Genomic DNA, 18,505 nt, shown 5'->3' with positions numbered 1-18,505 from the left:
ACGAAGGCTACAGGCGAAACCGCTGCCCTGAGCCCGATACCAAGGGTGCTGACCGTGAAGACGGCAATCATATTCGACTGCGAATTTCTCTGCCTTGAGGGCTCGCAACGCAGGTTCTGGTGCGGCCCACGACCCCGACCCCGTCCTCACGCAAATTGGCGCGGTCAGGCTTGGGCTCGAAGATGATTTTCCCCTGCTCGGGACACACAAGGTCTATGTTAGGCCGATCGACCGGTTTGGTGAGAGATACGCGCTCGACCCATTCTTCACCAAACTGACCGGCATCACCGAAGACAACATCGAGGCCGAGGCGCGCGCGCTGGGAGAAGCCCTTGCCGAGGTCGATCGGTTTTCCGGCGGTGCGCAGTTCTGGTCCTGGGGCAAGGACGAGCTGAACATGATCGCCATCAGCTGTTATGTCGCGGGCATTCAGCCTTCCATCCCGGCCACCCGGTTTGACAACGCCGTCAAGCTGCTGATCGCTGCCGGGATGCCGATCGAGGATTTGGCGAGGACGCCGAGCAACAAGCTCGCGGACTATTATAGCGTCGACCACCCGCCATTGCAGGGCCACGACGCGCTCGATGATGCGCTGTCCGTGACCTATACCCTGCAGCACCTGATGAAGACTGGAAAGCTGCGGCCGGACGTCTTCGACCGCTTGTAGCGCTGAAGCTCAGATCACCGAATCGGTCCAGCGAACGATCTGCTTGGCGGCATCGCCGAAAGCACTGTCGAGCGCACCGACATAGGCAGGGTTGCCGCTGCCCGAAACAGGCGCGGATGCCGTAAAGCTCTTCGACGCGCGCACCTCGCCGTTGCGGTCGTTGAGAATGCGCACGAACAGATCGACCTCGGCGTATTCGCCGCCTTCGACGCGCACCTCGAAGGACCGGATCTCGACGATCACCTGGTAATCGATCGCTAGGCCCTCGCCCGGCTTGCCGACACCGGCAAAGCTACCCGAGCGCTGGAAGGTCTCAGCCAGTCGCGCCTGTACGATCAGCGGCAGCCGGTCGGCCCATTGCGCACCCTTGAGATACTGGATCGAGCGGTCGGAAGGCTTGATGACGATGTTCTGACTGTCCAGCGCCTTGAGCGCCGAAGGCTGGGCAATCAGGATTTGCTTGCGGCTGTGGCCGTGGGCGTCAACCGACGGCGCCGAAAGCTCGAATGTGTCGAGCGGCGCGGGCTTGCCGCCCAGTACCGCACAGCCGGCAAGCGATAACGCAATCAGCGCCGCAGCCGGTGTCCATCCAACCGTTCTCACCCACACCGACCTCACGCGCGATCCCCGTTGTCCCCGGATCGTAAGATCAACCCGCATCCGCAGCTCATGTTCTTGGGGCTCGCCGACGCCGAAGTCAACGCCGCGCCCTGCCGTCAAACTGCCGAACCTCGCCGTCGCCACCGGAAAGAATGCGTTGCGGATTGCGGCTGAGATCCGTGACCGCCTCCTCGATGCGGCCGATCGAGCGGCGGCTGTCCTGCACCAGCGCTTCGACATTCGAGAGGCCCTGGCCCGAGAAGCGCGCCAGATTGTCGGTGATGACGCCAAGCCGCGCGTTCAGCGTATCGGCGACCTGCTTGAACGACTTCAGCGTATCCCTGGCGTCCGCCATCACGCCATCGGCCTGCCCCGATCCAAGCAAGGTATCGACCTTGGCGAGGATGCCGTCGACACGCACCGAGGCATCGTTGAGCCGCTGCGTCAGTTGCCTGGCATCCTTGATCGTCTGGTCGATATCGTCGGCGCGGTTGGCGAACTTTTCGGTCACCACCGCGATGTCGGCAGCGGCCTTGTTGGCGTTTTCGCTGGCCTTCTGGATATTGGCCAGAGCCGCACGCACTTGAGCCGGGTCGACACCGTCGAGCACGCCGTCGACCTTGGCCAGCGTGCCTTGCGTCTGCTTGGCGAAATCATTGACGGATCCGACCGCCGTATCGACGTTCTTGATCACGCCGTCGAGCTGCTGCGATGTCTCCTTGAGGTTCGCGGTCACCGTGTCGACATTGGCAACAATGCTCTTGATCTTGTCCTTGTCGACAGCATTGAGAATCCCTTCGGCGGCTTTAAGCGTGCCGTCCAGCTTGCCGGAAACGCCTTTTAGCTCATCGGACAGCGCACTGACGGCGGACAGGAACTTGTCGATGCCGTCGGCATTCTTGGCCAGCGCATCGGAGAATGTCTGCGCATTCTGAACGGTCTGCGTCAGCGGCCCGCGAACATCCTTGGTGAAGCCTTCGAGTTCCGAAAGAACCTTGTCGGCACGGGTGAAGATGTTCTGCGCCGTCTGCAGCAGGTTGGTCACTGCGGAGGGGTTGGCTATGATCTCCGCGACCTTGCCTTCCTTCTCAGCCTGGTCAAGCAGCTTGACCTCCTTGGGGTCGGCGCCCTTGAGTTCGATATTCGCCTGGCCAGTGAGGTTGGCAAGGCCGAGATCGGCCTGCGTCGACTTGGTGATCGGTGTCAGCCGGTCGACTTGAGCGTCGGCGATGGCGACCGTCGGATTGTCGAGATCGAGATAGACGCGCTTGACCACACCGACCTTGACGCCGTTGAATAGTACCAGACTGCCGGGGCCGAGGCCGGAAGCCGAACCCGGAATGCGCACGCGCAGCACCGCGGTCTCGCCCCTGTCACCGATCGCGGCCGTCCAGTAGACGAAGGCGAACGCCGCCAGGATCGCAACCAGCGTGAAAATGCCGACAATGACGTAGTTGGCTCTGGTTTCCATTACTTCACTTATGGCTATGCACGTGCGGCAAGATCAAGTTGCCGGGCGCGTTTTCCGCGGAAATAGGATTTTACCCACGGTTCTTCGCTCTTCATCATGTCGTCGATGGTGCCTTCGACCAGCACTTTCTTGTTGCCAAGCACGGCCACCCGGTCGCAAGCGGTGAAAAGCGTGTCGAGATCGTGCGTCACCATATAGACGGTCAGGTCCATCGTATCGCGCAGCTTGACCACCAGTTCGTCGAACTCCGCCGCGCTGATCGGATCAAGACCCGAGGTCGGCTCATCCAGGAAGACGATGTCAGGGTCGAGCGCGAGCGCGCGTGCCAAGGCCGCGCGCTTGATCATGCCGCCCGACAGTTCGGAGGGAAACTTCTGCGCCGCATCAGGCGGCAGGCCGACCAGTTCGATCTTGAGCAGCGCCAGCTCGTCCATCAGCTTCTTTGGCAGGTCGAGGTATTCGCGCATAGGCACCTGGACGTTTTCCTGCACGGTCAGTGCCGAAAACAGCGCCCCATGCTGGAAAAGCACGCCAAGCCGCATGTCGACACGAAGGCGTTCCATGTCGCTCGCTTTATCGACATCGACGCCGAACAACTTGATCGTTCCGGATTGCTTGCGCAGCAGGCCAAGAATGGTGCGCAAAAGCACCGATTTGCCAGCACCCGAGGCGCCGACAAAGCCCAGGATCTCGCCGCGCCTGATGTCGAGCGACAGCTTGTCGAGGATGAGCTTGTCGTCCAGGGACACCGTGATGTCGTGGGCGGAAAGCACGATATCGCCCTCGTCCGCATTGCTGACCGGTGTGCTCGCCCGCTTCCTGTCTCGCAGCTTCATCTCAGAACTCGATCGCTGCGTAGAAGATGGCGAAAAGCCCATCCAGGATGATGACGACGAAGATCGACTTCACCACCGAGGCTGTCACGTGCTGGCCGAGCGATTCGGCGCTGCCGCCGACCTTCATACCTTCGACCGAGGCGATCGTGCCGATGATCATGGCCATGAAAGGCGCCTTGATCAGTCCGGCAAAAATGGTGCTGAGGTCGATGGCGACCCGCAACCGGTCAATAAACGCCGCTGGCGTAATGCCGGAATAAAGCCAGGCGGCGGCCATACCGCCGCCAAGTGCCGCGAAATTGGCGATGATGGTCAGGCAAGGCAAAGCAATGACGAGCGCGACCAGCCGCGGAAAGACCAGAACGCCGATCGGGTTGAGGCCGATAACCTTCAGCGCGTCGACCTCCTCACGCATCTTCATCGAGCCGATCTCGGCGGTGATCGCGCTACCGGAGCGGCCGGCGATCATGATCGCCGTCATCAGCACGCCGAGCTCGCGCAGGATCAGTACGCCGACGAGGTCAACGACAAGAAGGTCAGCGCCGAAATAGCTGAGCTGATAGGCGCCTTGCTGGGCAACGATGGCGCCAACGATCGCCGACATCAGCACCACCACCGGTATGGCGCCGACGCCCATGCGGTCGATCTGGTTGAAGATCGCCGCCGGGTTGACGCCGTGGCCGCGCCCGAGCTTCATCTGCGCGCCGCGGATGGTGGCGCCAAGGATGTTCATGGAAGCAAGGAAGTCGTCGCGCATCTCATAGACGCGCCGGCCGACCAGCTCCAGCGCCCGAATGACGATGTTGGGCGGCCGCGCCGGCGCGGATTCGGGTTCGCGCCGGACAGCTTCGGCGACCGCGTCGAGCAGGATCGAAGCGATCTCGCTTTGGCCTTGCATCCGGACCTCGACGTTTTTCTTCTCGAAGACGCTGACCAGCCGGTCGATCAGCCACGCACCGGCCGTGTCGATCTTCTCGATATGGGAAAGATCGAGGGCCAAGGTCTTGAAACCGCTTCGTTTCTCGATTTTGCGCATTTCGGCGTCGATCAGCGCCACGGTTCGCGTCGTCCAGATTCCGGAGAAAGCGCAGCCGAGGACGCCACCCTCCTCGCCGACCGCCACGCGTGGTTGGTGGTCAGCCTCCGAGGCGGTCGTACCGCTTGCGTCGCGCTTGCCGATGGTCAACATGGCGTCCTGTTTAGCCTGATGGGTCCGACCTTGTCGATTTGCCGACAACCCTTCTCGCATAGCGGGAGCAGAAAAATATGGCGCGTGTCATTTCGGTTGAGGCCGAGCGTTTTCCAATCGCCGGTACCTTCACCATTTCGCGCGGCTCCAAGACCGAGGCCGAAATTATCACCTGCACGATCAGCCAGGATGGTCATAGCGGGCGCGGCGAATGCGTTCCCTACAAGCGCTACGGCGAGACCATGGACGGCGTGCATGCCGCGATAGAGGCCATGCGAGACCGGATCGCCGGTGGCGTCGACCGGATCGCCCTGCTCGACGCAATGCCGACGGGAGCCGCCCGCAACGCCATCGATTGCGCCCTTTGGGACCTTGAAGCCAAGATAAGTGGCACCCCGGTGGCGAACGCAATCTGGCCGGGTCCTCTTCATCAACTCGAAACCGCCTACACATTGTCGCTGGGCGAACCCGACGCGATGGCGGCACAGGCCCGCGCCAACGCCAGCCGGCCGTTGCTGAAGGTCAAGATCGGCGGCGACAACGACGTCGCCCGCATCCAGGCTGTCAGACAGGCGGCACCCCGGAGCCGAATCATACTTGATGCCAATGAGGGCTGGACCGACGACAACATCGTCGCAAACCTCGCTTTTGCCGCGCAGCAAGGCATTGCGCTCGTCGAACAGCCCCTGCCCGCGGGCCACGACGAAATCCTGCGCCACATCGGGCATCCGGTGCCGATCTGTGCCGACGAAAGCGTGCATGAGGCGAAGAACCTGGAAACGCTGGTCGGTCTCTATGACGCCGTCAACATCAAGCTCGACAAGTCGGGCGGGCTGACGGCGGCGCTCGTGCTGCGCGACCGCGCCCGCGAACTGGGCTTTGGCATCATGGTCGGCTGCATGGTCGGCACATCACTGGCGATGGCACCGGCGGTCCTGCTCGCCCAGGACGCCGATTTCGTCGACCTTGACGGTCCGCTGCTGCTTGCCCGCGACCGTGTGCCGGGTCTCGTCTACCAGGGTTCGCTCGTCTCACCCCCGGACCGGGCGCTTTGGGGCTGAGCGCGCCGCAAGCCCGATCAGTACCAGTCCAACGATCGCAATCGGGATCATCACCAGGAACCCGTCGACGCCGAGGCGGTCATAAAGCGGGCCGGAAGCAAGCGTGACGGCGGCCATGAAGAAGCCGTTGAAGAAATAGGCGATGCCTTGCGCGGCACCCGTGCGCTCTTCGGAGACGGTTTCAGCGATCATTTTCTGCAGGCCGATCAGCACCATGGCGACAGACACCGAATGCAGCGATTGCACGGCGAAGAAGCCGGCGATGCCAAGGCCGAGCGGCCATATCAGGGGGAAGATGATCCAGCGCACGATCGACCCGATGCCGGCGATAACCATGACCTTGACGACCGACACGGAGGCGAAAATACGATTGAAAAACAAAAACATGCAGACTTCGGACACGACGCCCCAAGCCCATAACAGGCCGACGACGGAATCGCTGATGCCGATCGATTTCCAGTAGATGGAAACGAAGCCGTAGAGGAAGGCGTGGCTGGCGGTAATGATGCCGACGCCAAAGGTGAAGTAAAGGAAATAGGGATTGAACAGGCTGGGCGCCGCGTGCTGGATTTCCGTGGCCGACAGCGGCGAGGCCTTGCGCGGCCGCCCCATGCGCGGCGCCAGAAGCCCGGCGATGAGTGCCGCGCCAAGGGCAAGGAATATGATCACCGGAACGGCTTGAGGGCCGGTGGCCGCCAGGACGAAGCCGCCCGCGACATTGGCGCAGAGATAGCAGATCGAACCCCATTTGCGCATGCTGGCGTAATTCGAGCCGAAGCGGCGCACGCCCGAAAGCGCCAGCGAATCGGCAATCGGCGATTGTGGCGTCCAGACAATGGTCAGCGCCAGCGAGACCGCCAGCACCATCGCGTAGGTCGGTGTGAGGAAATAACCCGCCGAGAGCAACAGCGAGGCTGCCACCAACGCGACATAGACATTGGCGCGGTCACTCGCCCGATCGGCGAGCGTCGTCAGCAGCGGCGTCGACACGACGCGCAGGAACATCGGCGCCGCCAGGATGACGGCGATCTGCTCGGCGTGAAACCCCTTGGCCTGCAGCCAGAGCGGGAAATAGGGCAGATGCGTGCCGAGCGATATGAACAGCGTGCCGAAAATCAGACTCATGCGCAGTTCGAAATGGCGCGGCTTGACGAGCTGTTCTGGCGAAAGCGGCGGCAGGGACATGAATCGATCCAATTACGCCGCGCATGAATGGCCAGCGACGGTGATCGATCCCTTAACATGGCGGAAAACTGGACGAAACCGGCTGGACCAATCGATCAACGCTTAAAGTCGTCGCGACGTTCGCGTCAGGCCGCCTGCCCCACGCGATCTTCGATGAGCATCGGGATGAAAGGTTCATCCAGCGACTCGGGCAGCACCTGCGCCCAGGTCAGGATTTCCATCCGGCCATCGAAGTGCTCGACCACGGCGGTGCAGCTTTCCACCCAGTCGCCGGTGTTGATGTAGCGCACGTCATCGAAATTCTCGATCGCGGCATGGTGGATATGGCCGCAGATCACGCCATCGACATGCGAGCGACGGGCCTCCTCGGTCAGCACGGTCTGGAACGAGCCGATGAAGTTGACCGCCTTCTTGACCTTGACCTTGGCCCAGGACGAGAACGACCAGTAAGGCAGGCCAAGCAACTGTCGCAGCCGCGTCACCACGCGGTTGACGATCATCGCCGCGTCATAGGCATGATCGCCGAGATAGGCGAGCCAGCGCTGATTGTGGACGACGGTGTCGAACTGGTCGCCATGGACGACGAGCATGCGCTTGCCATCGGCCGTCTCATGGATGGCGCGGTCGGCAACGACGATGCCGCCGAAATGCACGCCCTGGAACTGGCGCGCGAATTCGTCGTGATTGCCCGCGATGTAGGTGATGTTTGCGCCCTTGCGTGCCTTGCGCAGCAATTTCTGCACGACGTCATTGTGGCTTTGCGGCCAGTGCCAGCTGCGCCGCAACCGCCAGCCATCGACGATGTCACCGACCAGATAGATGATGTCGGCATCGTGGTACCGCAGGAAATCGATCAGGAACTCGGCCTTGGCCGCCTTCGAGCCGAGATGGACGTCGGAAATGAACATGCTGCGGAAAGTGCGGGGCTCTTGGCCTGACATCGCGATTTCACCCTTGCTTTCCAGCAGCCTATGCCCCGATTCATGCAACAACCGTATGACGGTTGCGATTGGTCCAGCCTAAGGACTAGCTTGCCGGCCAAATCACAGGAGAAATCGTCATGGATCTCGGTATCCGCGGAAAGAAAGCCATCGTCTGCGCTTCGAGCAAGGGGCTTGGGAAGGGCTGCGCCATGGCGCTTGCCGAAGCCGGTTGCGATATAGTAGTCAACGGCCGCAACGCCGAACTGGTCGCGAAAACCGCAGCGGAGCTGCGCCAGCGCTACGGCGTGACCGTGAGCGAAGTCGTCGGCGACGTTTCAAAGCCGGAGGTGCAGAAGGCGCTGCTCGCCGCCTGTCCTGAACCCGATATCCTGGTCAACAACAATGGCGGCCCGCCGCTGCGCGATTTCCGCGAACTGGATCGCACCAAGATCCTTGAAGGCGTCACCCAGAACATGGTGACGCCGATCGAGCTGGTACAGGCCGTTCTCGACGGCATGGCCAAGCGCGGCTTCGGCCGCATCGTCAACATCACCTCGCTGTCGGTCTACGTTCCCATTCCAGGCCTCGACCTGTCGTCGGGTGCGCGCGCCGGACTGACCTCGTTCCTCGCCGGCGTGGCGCGAACGGTGATTGACCGCAATGTGACGATCAACAGCCTTCTGCCGGGCAAGCTCGACACCGACCGGCTGCGTGGCCCGCATGAGGCGGGCACTGTGGAAGATCCGGCCGCGGCCGCCGCGCGCAAGACCCGCATCAGTGCCGATGTGCCAGCCAAGCGGCTCGGTACGCCAGAGGAATTCGGCCAGATCTGCGCCTTTCTCTGTTCGGTCCATGCCGGCTATCTGACCGGGCAGAACATACCGGTCGACGGCGGTCTCTACGTCAGTGCGTTCTGATCAACTTGTCGGTGAAACAGCTGGATCAAACAGCCATCAAATTCTCTTAAGCATCTGATAGAATGTGATTTTATGTGCGCCGGCAGGTAAAGCCGCCGGCGCGTCATTTAGCATCGTGAAAAAACTGGGGTGCGTGCTAAAAGGAATCTTGGGGCAGATTTCGAGGAGCGGCCGCATGGAAGGCGAGAACAAGAAAACGGCACGTTCGGACCTCGATGAAGCCGCGCTCTACTTCCACAAGTATCCGAGGCCGGGAAAGCTCGAAATCCAGGCAACCAAGCCGCTTGGCAACCAGCGCGACCTGGCGCTTGCCTATTCGCCGGGCGTCGCCGCGCCTTGCCTGGAAATCCGCGACGATCCAGCAACCGCCGCCGACTATACGGCGCGCGCCAATCTGGTTGGGGTCGTCTCCAACGGATCGGCCGTGCTCGGCCTCGGCAATATCGGCCCGCTGGCCTCTAAGCCGGTGATGGAAGGGAAGGCCGTCCTTTTCAAGAAATTCGCCGGCATCGACGTCTTCGACATCGAGATCGACGCCCCTGGGATCGAGCGCATGGTCGAGACGATCTCGGCGCTGGAGCCGACCTTCGGCGGCATCAACCTCGAGGACATCAAGGCACCTGAATGCTTCGAGGTCGAGGAACAGCTCAAGGCGCGCATGAAGATACCGGTGTTCCACGACGACCAGCATGGCACCGCCATCATCGTCGCCGCCGCCGTGCTCAACGGTCTGGAATTCGCCGGCAAGACCATATCGGACATCAAGGTCGTCACATCGGGCGCGGGTGCGGCTGCCCTTGCCTGCCTCAATCTTTTGGTCTCGCTCGGCGTGCGGGTTGAAAACATCTGGGTCACCGACCGTTTCGGCGTCGCCTACAAAGGCCGCGTCGAAGAGATGGACCGCTGGAAAGATCCCTATGTAAAAGACACGGAGGCGCGCACGCTGGCCGATGTCATTCCGGGCGCCGACGTCTTCCTCGGCCTCTCGGCAGCCGGCGTGCTGAAGCCTGAACTGCTCCAGCACATGGCGCCAAAACCGTTGATCCTGGCGCTGGCCAACCCCAATCCGGAGATCATGCCGGAAGAGGCGCGCGCCGCCCGCCCCGATGCCATGATCTGCACGGGCCGCTCCGATTTTCCCAATCAGGTCAACAACGTCCTGTGCTTTCCCTACATCTTCCGCGGCGCGCTCGACTGCGGCGCCAGTGCCATCAACGAAGAGATGAAGATGGCGGCCGTGCGGGCCATCGCAGCCCTTGCCCGCGAAGAGCCTTCGGACGTCGCCGCACGCGCCTATTCGGGCGAGACGCCGATCTTCGGACCCGAATTCCTGATCCCCTCGCCCTTCGATCCCAGGCTCATCCTGCGCATCGCGCCGGCCGTCGCCAAGGCAGCCTGCGACACTGGTGTGGCGACACGGCCGATCACCGATTTCGCCGCCTACGTCGACAAGCTCAACCGCTTCGTCTTCCGTTCCGGTCTGGTGATGAAGCCGGTGTTCTCGTCCGCCAAGGCATCGAGCGCCAAGCGCGTCATCTACGCCGATGGCGAGGATGAGCGCGTGCTGCGCGCCGCCCAGGTGGTGCTCGAGGAAGGCATCGCCGAACCGATCCTGATCGGCCGTCCGCACGTCATCGAAGTCAGGCTGAAGCGCTACGGCCTGCGCATCAAGCCGGGCGTCGATTTCGGCCTGATCAACCCTGAGGACGATCCGCGCTACCGCCACTATGTCGACCTGCTGATCGAGCTCGCCGGCCGGCGCGGCGTGACGACGGAGGCGGCGCGCACCATGGTGCGCACCGACAACACGGTGATCGCCGCTCTGGCGCTGAAGCGTGGCGATGCCGACGCCATGATCTGCGGCCTCGAAGGGCGTTTCGAGCGGCATCTGCGCAATGTGACCCTGATCATTGGCCCTCGCGAAGGCATCAAGGACCATGACCTGTCGACACTGTCGATGCTGATCTCGCAGCGTGGCATCATCTTCCTCACCGATACCCACGTCTCGGTCGACCCAACGGCTGAGGAGATCGCCGAGATGACCGTGCTGGCGGCCGAGGAGATCCAGCGCTTCGGCATTGAACCGAAGGCGGCGCTTCTGTCGCATTCGGATTTCGGCTCGCGCGACTCGCCAAGCGCGCTGAAGATGCGGCAGGCGGCGGCGATCCTGGCGCGCATCGCGCCGGAGCTCGAATGCGATGGCGAAATGCATGCCGATACCGCTCTGTCCGAGCATCTGCGCCAGCGCGTCTATCCCCACTCCAGGCTGAAGGGCGAAGCCAATCTGCTGGTTTTCCCCAATCTGGACTCGGCCAACATCACCTTGACCGCGCTTAGAACCATGATGGACGCGCTGCATGTCGGGCCGATCCTGCTCGGCACGGATATGCCGGCGCACATACTGACGCCTTCGGTCACGTCTCGCGGCGTAGTCAACATGACGGCGCTGGCGGTGGTCGAGGCCGCGCACAAGGCGCAGGCGGTCGTCAATCTCAGCTGAAACGGCTCCAGCCGGCTTGCCGGCAACCGCCTCGTTTCAAAAATCGGGTGTTGCGGTCCGGCAACTTGCGATTGCGGAAATTCGGTGCTGGCGGAAGCGGATTTCACAGGGAAGGCCGATCTGATATGGTTGCCTATCTGATTTGACGGCGAGGACGTCATGAAGGGCCTGTTGCTAGCATCCGCATTGCTGTCCCTGATCAGCGGACAAGCTCTGGCCGCGGACGCCATCAGTGCCGAGCCCGCAGCCGTCCACGACTGGTCCGGCGTCTATGTCGGCGGGCAAATTGGCTATGGTTTCGGAAAGACCGACGCGGCTTACAGTTTGCCGAACACCCCAACAATCAGGGGGTCGCAGGATTACGATACCGACGGTTTCCTGGGCGGCGTTCAGGTTGGCTACAACTATCAGATCAACTCGGTTGTTCTCGGCGTCGAAGCCGATTTTTCCGGAGCCGACATCAAGGGGCACTCCGACGAGATCACCTCCGGCCTGGGCGATAGCTACGATACCAAGGTGGACTGGTTTGGAACGCTGCGCGCCAGGGCTGGCTACGCGTTCGATCGTACCTTGATCTATGGAACCGGTGGCCTCGCTTACGGAAGCGTCGAAAACCAGTATCTCGACGGTCCCGCCAACAGCTTTTCCGAGACGAACACCAAGGTCGGCTGGACCATTGGCGCCGGACTGGAGCAAGCGATCACCGACCAATGGTCGGCAAAGGTCGAATATCAGTATGTCGACCTGCGCGACCAGACCATCGACTACAGCGCCAACTCCAGCACCACCTTCGACAACACGTTCAATACGGTCAAGATCGGCATGAACTACAAGTTCTGACAACCAACCGGACCGCATCCGAAATAGACGATTAACCGCGTACGGGGTAGCTTGGCGACCACAGGCAAGCGGGATTTGAGGCGGATGACAAGCGGAGGGTTGAAGCGGGCGCATGCTGCCATGCTGCTTGGCCTGCTGCTGTCCGGCGCCACCATCATTGAACCACAGGCCGCCTCGAGGGCCTGCAGCCAGTTGGAGGCAGATCTTACCGCAGCTTCACGCGGCGGTGGCGGTGGTCCGGCAATGATCCGGAAATACGACGCCGCGATCGACCGGCAACGCGAACAGATCTCGAAGGCGCGCGGCCAGGCGAATAGCTCCGGTTGCGGGTTTTCGCTGTTTTCGCGCAACATCAATCAATGCGCCGGGCTCAACGCCACCCTGGACCGCATGAACGCCAATCTCGACAGTCTCCAGGCCAAGCGCGCCCAGATCGCCGGCGGCGGCTCGCGACGCGACCGTGGCCGCATCCTGGCCGCGCTGGACGCCAATGGCTGCCGTGACGACACGGTTGCGCGGCGCCACGCACCGCAGGAGGAAGCAGACCGCGGAGACGATGGCAGCACAAACCTGTTCGACCAGCTTTTCGGTGGCAACAGCCAGCAGAGCGACACGCCTGACCAGCCAGATGACCCCGGCGAGGAACGCAATGTCCGCCGCGTCCTGAACCAGCCCGGCATTCCGGACTTTCCGAGCACTGGCGGCGAGTTCCACACCAGCTGCGTGCGCACCTGCGACGGCTATTTCTTCCCCATGTCGAACGCCGCCTCGGTCAGCGACTTCGAACGCGACCAGAAGAATTGCGAATCGAGCTGCCCCGGCACTGAGATGCAGGTCTTCTATTCGCGCGGCATGGACGACGATTCGGCATCGATGACGTCGTCCGTCACCGGCAGGCCCTACAGCGAATTGCCGACCGCCTATCTCTACAAGCAGTCCAACATGCCGCGACCGCCGGCCTGCGGCTGCAACGCCGCCACACAGAATTTCCAGATCATTGGCGGCAACCCGCCAAATCCGGCGCAGTCACAGCCCGAAACCGAGGCAGCGCCACTCATTCGCGTGCCGGCCTCGAAGCCCGATCCTGGCGCGGACCCGGAAACCCTGGCCAACATGGAAGGCGGGCTCGACCGCGAGGCTATCAAGCGGCTTTCCGCCAAGCCGGTCACGTCGCCCGTGTCCGCCTTGCCGCCGGAACAGCGCAAGGTCAGGGTCGTCGGGCCAACGTTCCTTCCCGACCCATCAGCGGCAATAAATCTGCAAGCTCCGGCCCCGAAGGCAGTCCAGTAAGGGCAAGCCTCAGCGGCATGAACAGCCCCTTGCCCTTGCGGCCGGTCGCTTCCCTGATCTTGCCGGTCCAGTCCTTCCAGACGGTGCCATTCCAGGGCTCCTCCGGCAGCAGATCGAACGCCTTTCCGAGGAACTCACGATCATCGTCGGAGAACTCCGGCCTGTCCTGTGACCCCTCGCGCAGGATGCGCCACCAGCCCACTGCATCGGCAAGTCGGTCGAGGTTGCCGCGCACCGCCAGCCAGAACGGCTCGGCCTGTTCGCCGGAGATGCCAAGCACCATCAGCCTGTCTCGCGCCTCGTCGAACGGCATATGATGCAGGAGCACGCGGTTGAGCACGAAAAGCTCGTCCGGATCGAACTTGGCCGACGATTTCGAAGTTGCGGCCGGGTCGAAATGGCCGGCGAGTTCGCCCAAATCATGCGCGGCCGCGACATTTTCCGAAGTGCCGACCAGCACGGCCAGCGACGCGACGGCCATGGGCTCGATGCCGTCCTCGCGCAGGCTTTCGATCGAGAGCGCGCCGGTGCGCTTCGACAGCCCCTCGCCCGAGACGGTGGTCAAAAGATTGTGGTGACCGAAGACTGGCAGCTCGGCGCCCAGCGCCTTGAACAGGGCGATCTGCACGCCGGTGTTGGTGACATGGTCGTCGCCGCGAATGACATGGCTGACACCCATCTCGATGTCGTCGACGACGGAAGGCAGCGTGTAGAGATAGGTGCCGTCCTCGCGCACCAGGACCGGGTCGGACAGCGAGGCCAGATCGACAGTTTCCTCGCCGCGCACCAGATCGTTCCAGTGGATTTCGGTGCGCTCCGGCTGCAGCGCATCCCCAGTGAAATTGGGAAGCAAAAAGCGCCAGTGCGGCCGGCGGCCATCGGCCTGATACTCGGCCACCTGCTCTCGCGTCAGCGCCAACGCCTCGCGGCCATAGACCGGCGGCAGGCCGCGCGTGCGGCGCACTTTTCGCCGGAGATCAAGTTCTTCCGGTGTTTCGTAGCAGGCATAGAGCACACCCGCCGTCTTCAGCCGCTCGACCGCCGCGTCATAGATCTCGAAGCGCCGCGACTGATATTCGGTGGCGTCCGGAAAAATGCCCAGCCAATGCAGGTCATAGAGGATGGCGTCGGCGAATTCCTGCTTCGAGCGGGCGATGTCGGTGTCGTCGAAACGCTGGATAAAGCGGCCCTTGTTATTCAGGGCAAACAGCCAGTTGAACAGAGCTGTGCGCGCATTGCCGATATGGATGCGGCCTGTCGGTGATGGGGCGAAACGAACGGTAACTGTCATGGGCGGGGCGTACCGGATGCTTTTGTGATTGACAAGACGCGCCCCCGCGCCGGTCGGCACACATAGAACATGACGCGCGCAATGAAAAGACCAAGGGCTATGCGATACGCTTGGCCCTTGTTCGGTCAGATCAGATCATTGAAGGCGATCAGCGGCCGAAATCATCGGAACTGAGGCGGGTCCAGCGGTCGCCCATCAACCCGCCGATGAGGATGTCGCCCGAACGCACCGCTTCCGTAACCTCGGGAATACGCGAGCGCACCATCGTTCCCCCGGCATAGCGGAAGAAGACATTCTTGTAGCTGAAGAGTTGCGGCATGAGCCTGATCTGCGTCTGTCCGATGATGCCTGCGCAGCCCATATTCCACGCGTCCGTCATCAGGGCATCCAGCGTTGCGCCCCAGTGAGATCCGAAGGCTTGGATTTGCAACAGGTTGGCGATGCCGCCGGCTTGACCGTAGAAAGCGTAGCAACCGAGAATTTTACCAGCTTCGTCGTAGGTCCCGCCGAAATGAAGCGGCCCATCCGCTCTCTTCTCGGCCGCCAGCGCGAGCAGCCGTGGCAGTTCGCCTTCCTGCCAATTAGGCCGAAGCGCGTAATCGGACACGACGGTTGGCAACCGCGCCGCAAATTGCGCGGCATCCATCGGCTCGCGATGGACCCGGTGTGACGAGGAATGCTGGGGGGGCGGCTCGAACCTTTTTCTCGTAAGAGGATCGAATGCCCTGGCGCAAGGATCGAATACGAAGCGAGACAGGGCCGGCCATTTATCGCGCACTGCGGCGGAAGCCACCGCGGCCGGGCGGAAAATGCGGGTCCATCCCAGACAATGTGCCGGCAGGAGCTGGTATTTCATCGGGCGCGCAAACGCCAGGGATACCCGGTTGGCTGAATCCGTCAGTTGCAGATCGAATTCGCCTTGATGCACGGCACGCAGCAATTGCGGTCCGGCCGAGCCATGATCGGTGCCGGGGTCGGACATAAGCGGCCCGATAATCGCCGCGTCCAATCCCGCTCCGTTGAGCTCATAGCGGGCTTTCAGGACGCCGAGGAAGCCACCCAGGTCACCCTGCGGAGTGATCTGGACAAGAGCGTTGCTCGCACCGCCGGCAGGATCAAGATAGATCCTTCTCATATACTCAGCCGTCTCCGCGATCGCGCGATCGAGGAGGTGGCGCCGCCGCCGCCGAAACTTCGTCAGGAAGAGTGCTGCGACGCGCTCGAGTTCTCCGGCAGCAAGCGGCCGAACCAAGCCATGCTGGGAGCCCAGCACAGCCGGCGCAAACACCTTCTCCACACCGCTAATTTTGGAAACAAGTTGCATCGCGAAACCTATGGAGGTCGTCTGCCGGAGGGCGAAATCCTGCGCTGATCAATCGAATCCCGGGATGCGCATCAGTCGTCCTTGGGTTGCTTGGAATAAATGTATACCAATCAATGGTTGAAACAACATGTGTCGCTCAGTATCGTAAACGGGCGCCTCAAAATTCAAGATCTGGAAAAGAATTGGATACCGCTTGGTGTCGCGGATTTTGCTCTGCCAGCAAACGCGGAGCGACAGGCATTCGGACAGCTCATGCCTCGCCGACGTGCTCGCATCTGCTCGGCTCCGCACTGCCATTGCGTGCCCCACACCAACCGCCCGCCTGGCTGACAGGGCCTGATAGAGATGGCCTCCAGCCGAAGCCGGAGGCCATCTCGGGTCAGATGACCAGTCCCTTGGTCAGCTCAAGCGCCTGGCGTTCGAACAGGCGGCGGTAGATGCCGTCCTTCAGCCGGATCAGCTCGTCATGCGAGCCTTCCTCGACGATCTTGCCGCGATCAAAGACCAGCAGCCTGTCGAGCGCCCGCACCGTCGACAGCCGGTGCGCGATGACCAGCGTGGTGCGGCCGACCATCAGCCGCTCCATCGCTTGCTGGATCAGCACCTCCGATTCCGAATCGAGGCTCGATGTCGCCTCGTCCAGGATCAGGATGCGCGCATCGGCCAGGAAGGCGCGTGCGATCGCCACGCGCTGCCGCTCGCCGCCCGACAGTTTGACGCCACGCTCACCGACCAGCGTGCCATAACCCTTCGGCAGGCTGATGATGAAATCATGCGCGCTCGCAAGCTTCGCGGCATGCTCGATCTCGTCTTGTGTCGCGCTCGGCCTGGCATAGGCAATGTTCTCGGCCAGTGACCGATGGAACAGGATCGGCTCCTGCTGGACGATGGCGATCTGCCCGCGCAGCGACGCTTGCGCAACCTGCGATATGTCCTGGTCGTCGATCAGGATCTTTCCCGCATTCACGTCATAGAGCCGCTGGATCAGCTTGACGAAGGTCGTCTTGCCTGACCCCGAGTGACCGACGAGCCCCACACGTTCACCCGGCGCGATATCGACCGAAAAGTCGCGATAGAGCGCCGTGCGATGGCTGCCATAGTGGAAGGTGACATTGTCGAAACTGATCGTCCCTTGCGTGATCCGGATCGGCTTGGCGCCGGACAGGTCCTCGATACCAAGCGGTTCGGATTGGAAATCGACCAGTTCCTCCATGTCGTTGACCGAACGCTGCAGATTGCGGATATGCGTGCCGATATCCCTGAGATAACCCTGCAGCACGAAGAACGAGGTGAGCACGAAGGCGACATCGCCGGCGCTCGCCTGCCCCCACGACCACAGCATCAGCGCCAGACCGATCACCGCGGCGCGCATGACCAGAAGCAGCACCCCTTGCGTGGTGCCGTTGATGGTGCCGCGAACCCAGGTACGCCGCGTGCGCGCACGCCATTTGGCGACGACCCTGGCAAGGCGGCGCTCCTCGCGCTCCTCGGCGCCAAAGCCCTTGACCACGGCGTTGCAGCTCACCGCGTCGGCCAGCGAGCCGCCGAGGCGCGTGTCCCAGGTGTTGGCGAGCCTTGCCGCCGGCGCGACATAGCCAAGCGACAGCATTGCCGTCACCATGATGAACAGCACCGAACCTGCAGCCACGACCGCGCCCATCAGCGGCCAGAACCAGCCAAGCAGCAGCGTGGAGCCGACGAGCATGACGATCGACGGTAGCAGCGCGATCAGGATGGTGTCGTTGAGCAGGTCAAGCGCCCACATGCCGCGCGTCACCTTGCGCACGGTCGAGCCGGCAAACGAGTTGGCGTGCCAGTCGGTGGAAAAGCGCTGGACGCGATGAAAGGCGTCGGCGGCAATGTCGGCCATCATCTTCAGCGTCAGCTCGACGATGCCCATGAAGGCAAGGTTGCGCAGGACGAGACCGCCCAACGCCAGCGCCATCAGGATGGAAAACGCTGCCATCGCGGCATTCCAGGCAATGGCGTTCGCGCCGGCGCTGCTGGCGACGGCGTCGACCAGCCGGCCGGAATAGAGCGGCGTCAAAACGTCGGCGAGCGTCGACAACAGGAAGCCGGCCATGATCAGCGAAAGCCGCCAGGGCTGGCGCCGCCAATGGGTGAGCGTGAAACCAAGAACGCTGCGAAAGGCGCTTGCGCGCAAATCGATTTTGAAACGAGCCATGATGTCATTCGGGCGCAAACGAGCCCGATCCCAGTAAGGTCGAAAATTGAAGAAGCCGCGCAAGGACTAATGATCGCCCAGAAGCGGAGTGGCATATTTTGGCGTCACGCCCGCAATCGGGCGGCGACCGGCATCGGCATAAGCCTGTGCTCAAACCGGCTCCGACACGAAGGAAGCACCTTCGCGGAGCGCAGGTAGAGACCTAAGCTTCGCGGCCTCGCATTAC

14 protein-coding genes and 1 pseudogene are annotated in these 18,505 nt (G+C 62.3%); 6 read left to right on the top strand and 9 right to left on the bottom strand.

What is annotated here, in order from left to right:
* Positions 1-54: 54 nt before the first annotated feature.
* A pseudogene (locus tag A3A9_RS41135) lies at positions 55-667 on the top strand (exonuclease domain-containing protein).
* 9 nt (positions 668-676) lie between these two features.
* Here A3A9_RS41135 and A3A9_RS0110975 read toward each other — a convergent pair.
* From A3A9_RS0110975 to A3A9_RS0110960, 4 genes are read right to left on the bottom strand one after another with little or no spacing between them, the layout of a single operon-like run.
* Positions 677-1,327, bottom strand: coding sequence for an ABC-type transport auxiliary lipoprotein family protein (locus A3A9_RS0110975; protein ID WP_051370871.1), 651 nt, complete (start codon positions 1,325-1,327; stop codon positions 677-679).
* A gap of 37 nt (positions 1,328-1,364) precedes the next feature.
* Positions 1,365-2,738, bottom strand: coding sequence for an MCE family protein (locus A3A9_RS0110970; RefSeq protein WP_027058832.1), 1,374 nt, complete (start codon positions 2,736-2,738; stop codon positions 1,365-1,367).
* Between the two features lie 14 nt (positions 2,739-2,752).
* Positions 2,753-3,574 carry an ABC transporter ATP-binding protein gene (locus A3A9_RS0110965; RefSeq protein WP_027058831.1) on the bottom strand — a complete coding sequence of 274 codons (822 nt, stop codon included), beginning with the start codon at positions 3,572-3,574 and terminating at the stop codon, positions 2,753-2,755.
* 1 nt (position 3,575) lies between these two features.
* Entirely contained in the window at positions 3,576-4,763 is a 1,188-nt protein-coding gene (locus tag A3A9_RS0110960; protein ID WP_027058830.1) for an ABC transporter permease, read from the bottom strand.
* Positions 4,764-4,840: 77 nt separating this feature from the next.
* Here A3A9_RS0110960 and dgcA point away from each other — a divergent pair, with 77 nt between their 5' ends.
* On the top strand, positions 4,841-5,824 hold the full coding sequence (gene dgcA / locus A3A9_RS0110955) for an N-acetyl-D-Glu racemase DgcA (RefSeq protein ID WP_027058829.1): 984 nt from the start codon (positions 4,841-4,843) through the stop codon (positions 5,822-5,824).
* Here dgcA and A3A9_RS0110950 read toward each other — a convergent pair.
* Entirely contained in the window at positions 5,795-7,009 is a 1,215-nt protein-coding gene (locus A3A9_RS0110950; RefSeq protein WP_027058828.1) for an MFS transporter, read from the bottom strand. The genes dgcA and A3A9_RS0110950 overlap by 30 nt on opposite strands.
* A 125-nt stretch (positions 7,010-7,134) precedes the next feature.
* The gene (locus A3A9_RS0110945; RefSeq protein WP_027058827.1) at positions 7,135-7,950 is read right to left on the bottom strand and encodes a UDP-2,3-diacylglucosamine diphosphatase; all 816 of its coding nucleotides are present in this window, start codon (positions 7,948-7,950) and stop codon (positions 7,135-7,137) included.
* A 119-nt stretch (positions 7,951-8,069) separates the two neighbouring features.
* Here A3A9_RS0110945 and A3A9_RS0110940 point away from each other — a divergent pair, with 119 nt between their 5' ends.
* The 4 genes from A3A9_RS0110940 to A3A9_RS0110925 all read left to right on the top strand — a co-directional run bounded on the left by A3A9_RS0110940 (position 8,070) and on the right by A3A9_RS0110925 (position 13,479).
* Entirely contained in the window at positions 8,070-8,849 is a 780-nt protein-coding gene (locus tag A3A9_RS0110940; protein WP_027058826.1) for an SDR family oxidoreductase, read from the top strand.
* A gap of 175 nt (positions 8,850-9,024) precedes the next feature.
* The gene (locus A3A9_RS0110935) at positions 9,025-11,349 is read left to right on the top strand and encodes an NADP-dependent malic enzyme (RefSeq protein WP_027058825.1); all 2,325 of its coding nucleotides are present in this window, start codon (positions 9,025-9,027) and stop codon (positions 11,347-11,349) included.
* Between the two features lie 159 nt (positions 11,350-11,508).
* Positions 11,509-12,189 carry an outer membrane protein gene (locus A3A9_RS0110930; protein ID WP_027058824.1) on the top strand — a complete coding sequence of 227 codons (681 nt, stop codon included), beginning with the start codon at positions 11,509-11,511 and terminating at the stop codon, positions 12,187-12,189.
* Between the two features lie 84 nt (positions 12,190-12,273).
* A complete protein-coding gene (locus tag A3A9_RS0110925; RefSeq protein ID WP_027058823.1) occupies positions 12,274-13,479 on the top strand; it encodes a DUF2865 domain-containing protein in 1,206 nt (401 codons plus the stop codon).
* On the opposite strand, the gene gltX is transcribed toward A3A9_RS0110925, so the two are convergent.
* From gltX to A3A9_RS0110910, 3 genes are all read right to left on the bottom strand, one after another.
* Complete coding sequence (gltX, locus tag A3A9_RS0110920; RefSeq protein ID WP_027058822.1) at positions 13,397-14,770, bottom strand: glutamate--tRNA ligase; 1,374 nt, start codon at positions 14,768-14,770, stop codon at positions 13,397-13,399. The genes A3A9_RS0110925 and gltX overlap by 83 nt on opposite strands.
* A 148-nt stretch (positions 14,771-14,918) precedes the next feature.
* Positions 14,919-16,094 carry a hypothetical protein gene (locus tag A3A9_RS0110915; RefSeq protein ID WP_027058821.1) on the bottom strand — a complete coding sequence of 392 codons (1,176 nt, stop codon included), beginning with the start codon at positions 16,092-16,094 and terminating at the stop codon, positions 14,919-14,921.
* Positions 16,095-16,473: 379 nt separating this feature from the next.
* On the bottom strand, positions 16,474-18,279 hold the full coding sequence (locus A3A9_RS0110910; RefSeq protein WP_027058820.1) for an ABC transporter ATP-binding protein: 1,806 nt from the start codon (positions 18,277-18,279) through the stop codon (positions 16,474-16,476).
* Between the last annotated feature and the right edge of the window lie 226 nt (positions 18,280-18,505).

Origin of the sequence: Mesorhizobium loti CJ3sym, from assembly GCF_000472785.1 — a bacterium.
In the GTDB taxonomy this organism is placed as follows: domain Bacteria; phylum Pseudomonadota; class Alphaproteobacteria; order Rhizobiales; family Rhizobiaceae; genus Mesorhizobium; species Mesorhizobium loti_E.
The sequence above is the reverse complement of the archived record's forward strand: the minus strand, read 5'-3'. Positions and strand labels throughout refer to the sequence as shown.

Bases quoted from the DNA above. Each gene is read 5' to 3' on its own strand.
- A3A9_RS0110975 (WP_051370871.1), bottom strand. From the start codon at position 1,327: ATGCGGGTTGATCTTACGATCCGGGGACAACGGGGATCGCGCGTGAGG.
- A3A9_RS0110970 (WP_027058832.1), bottom strand. From the start codon at position 2,738: ATGGAAACCAGAGCCAACTACGTCATTGTCGGCATTTTCACGCTGGTT.
- A3A9_RS0110965 (WP_027058831.1), bottom strand. From the start codon at position 3,574: ATGAAGCTGCGAGACAGGAAGCGGGCGAGCACACCGGTCAGCAATGCG.
- A3A9_RS0110960 (WP_027058830.1), bottom strand. From the start codon at position 4,763: ATGTTGACCATCGGCAAGCGCGACGCAAGCGGTACGACCGCCTCGGAG.
- dgcA (WP_027058829.1), top strand. From the start codon at position 4,841: ATGGCGCGTGTCATTTCGGTTGAGGCCGAGCGTTTTCCAATCGCCGGT.
- A3A9_RS0110950 (WP_027058828.1), bottom strand. From the start codon at position 7,009: ATGTCCCTGCCGCCGCTTTCGCCAGAACAGCTCGTCAAGCCGCGCCAT.
- A3A9_RS0110945 (WP_027058827.1), bottom strand. From the start codon at position 7,950: ATGTCAGGCCAAGAGCCCCGCACTTTCCGCAGCATGTTCATTTCCGAC.
- A3A9_RS0110940 (WP_027058826.1), top strand. From the start codon at position 8,070: ATGGATCTCGGTATCCGCGGAAAGAAAGCCATCGTCTGCGCTTCGAGC.
- A3A9_RS0110935 (WP_027058825.1), top strand. From the start codon at position 9,025: ATGGAAGGCGAGAACAAGAAAACGGCACGTTCGGACCTCGATGAAGCC.
- A3A9_RS0110930 (WP_027058824.1), top strand. From the start codon at position 11,509: ATGAAGGGCCTGTTGCTAGCATCCGCATTGCTGTCCCTGATCAGCGGA.
- A3A9_RS0110925 (WP_027058823.1), top strand. From the start codon at position 12,274: ATGACAAGCGGAGGGTTGAAGCGGGCGCATGCTGCCATGCTGCTTGGC.
- gltX (WP_027058822.1), bottom strand. From the start codon at position 14,770: ATGACAGTTACCGTTCGTTTCGCCCCATCACCGACAGGCCGCATCCAT.
- A3A9_RS0110915 (WP_027058821.1), bottom strand. From the start codon at position 16,094: ATGCAACTTGTTTCCAAAATTAGCGGTGTGGAGAAGGTGTTTGCGCCG.
- A3A9_RS0110910 (WP_027058820.1), bottom strand. From the start codon at position 18,279: ATGGCTCGTTTCAAAATCGATTTGCGCGCAAGCGCCTTTCGCAGCGTT.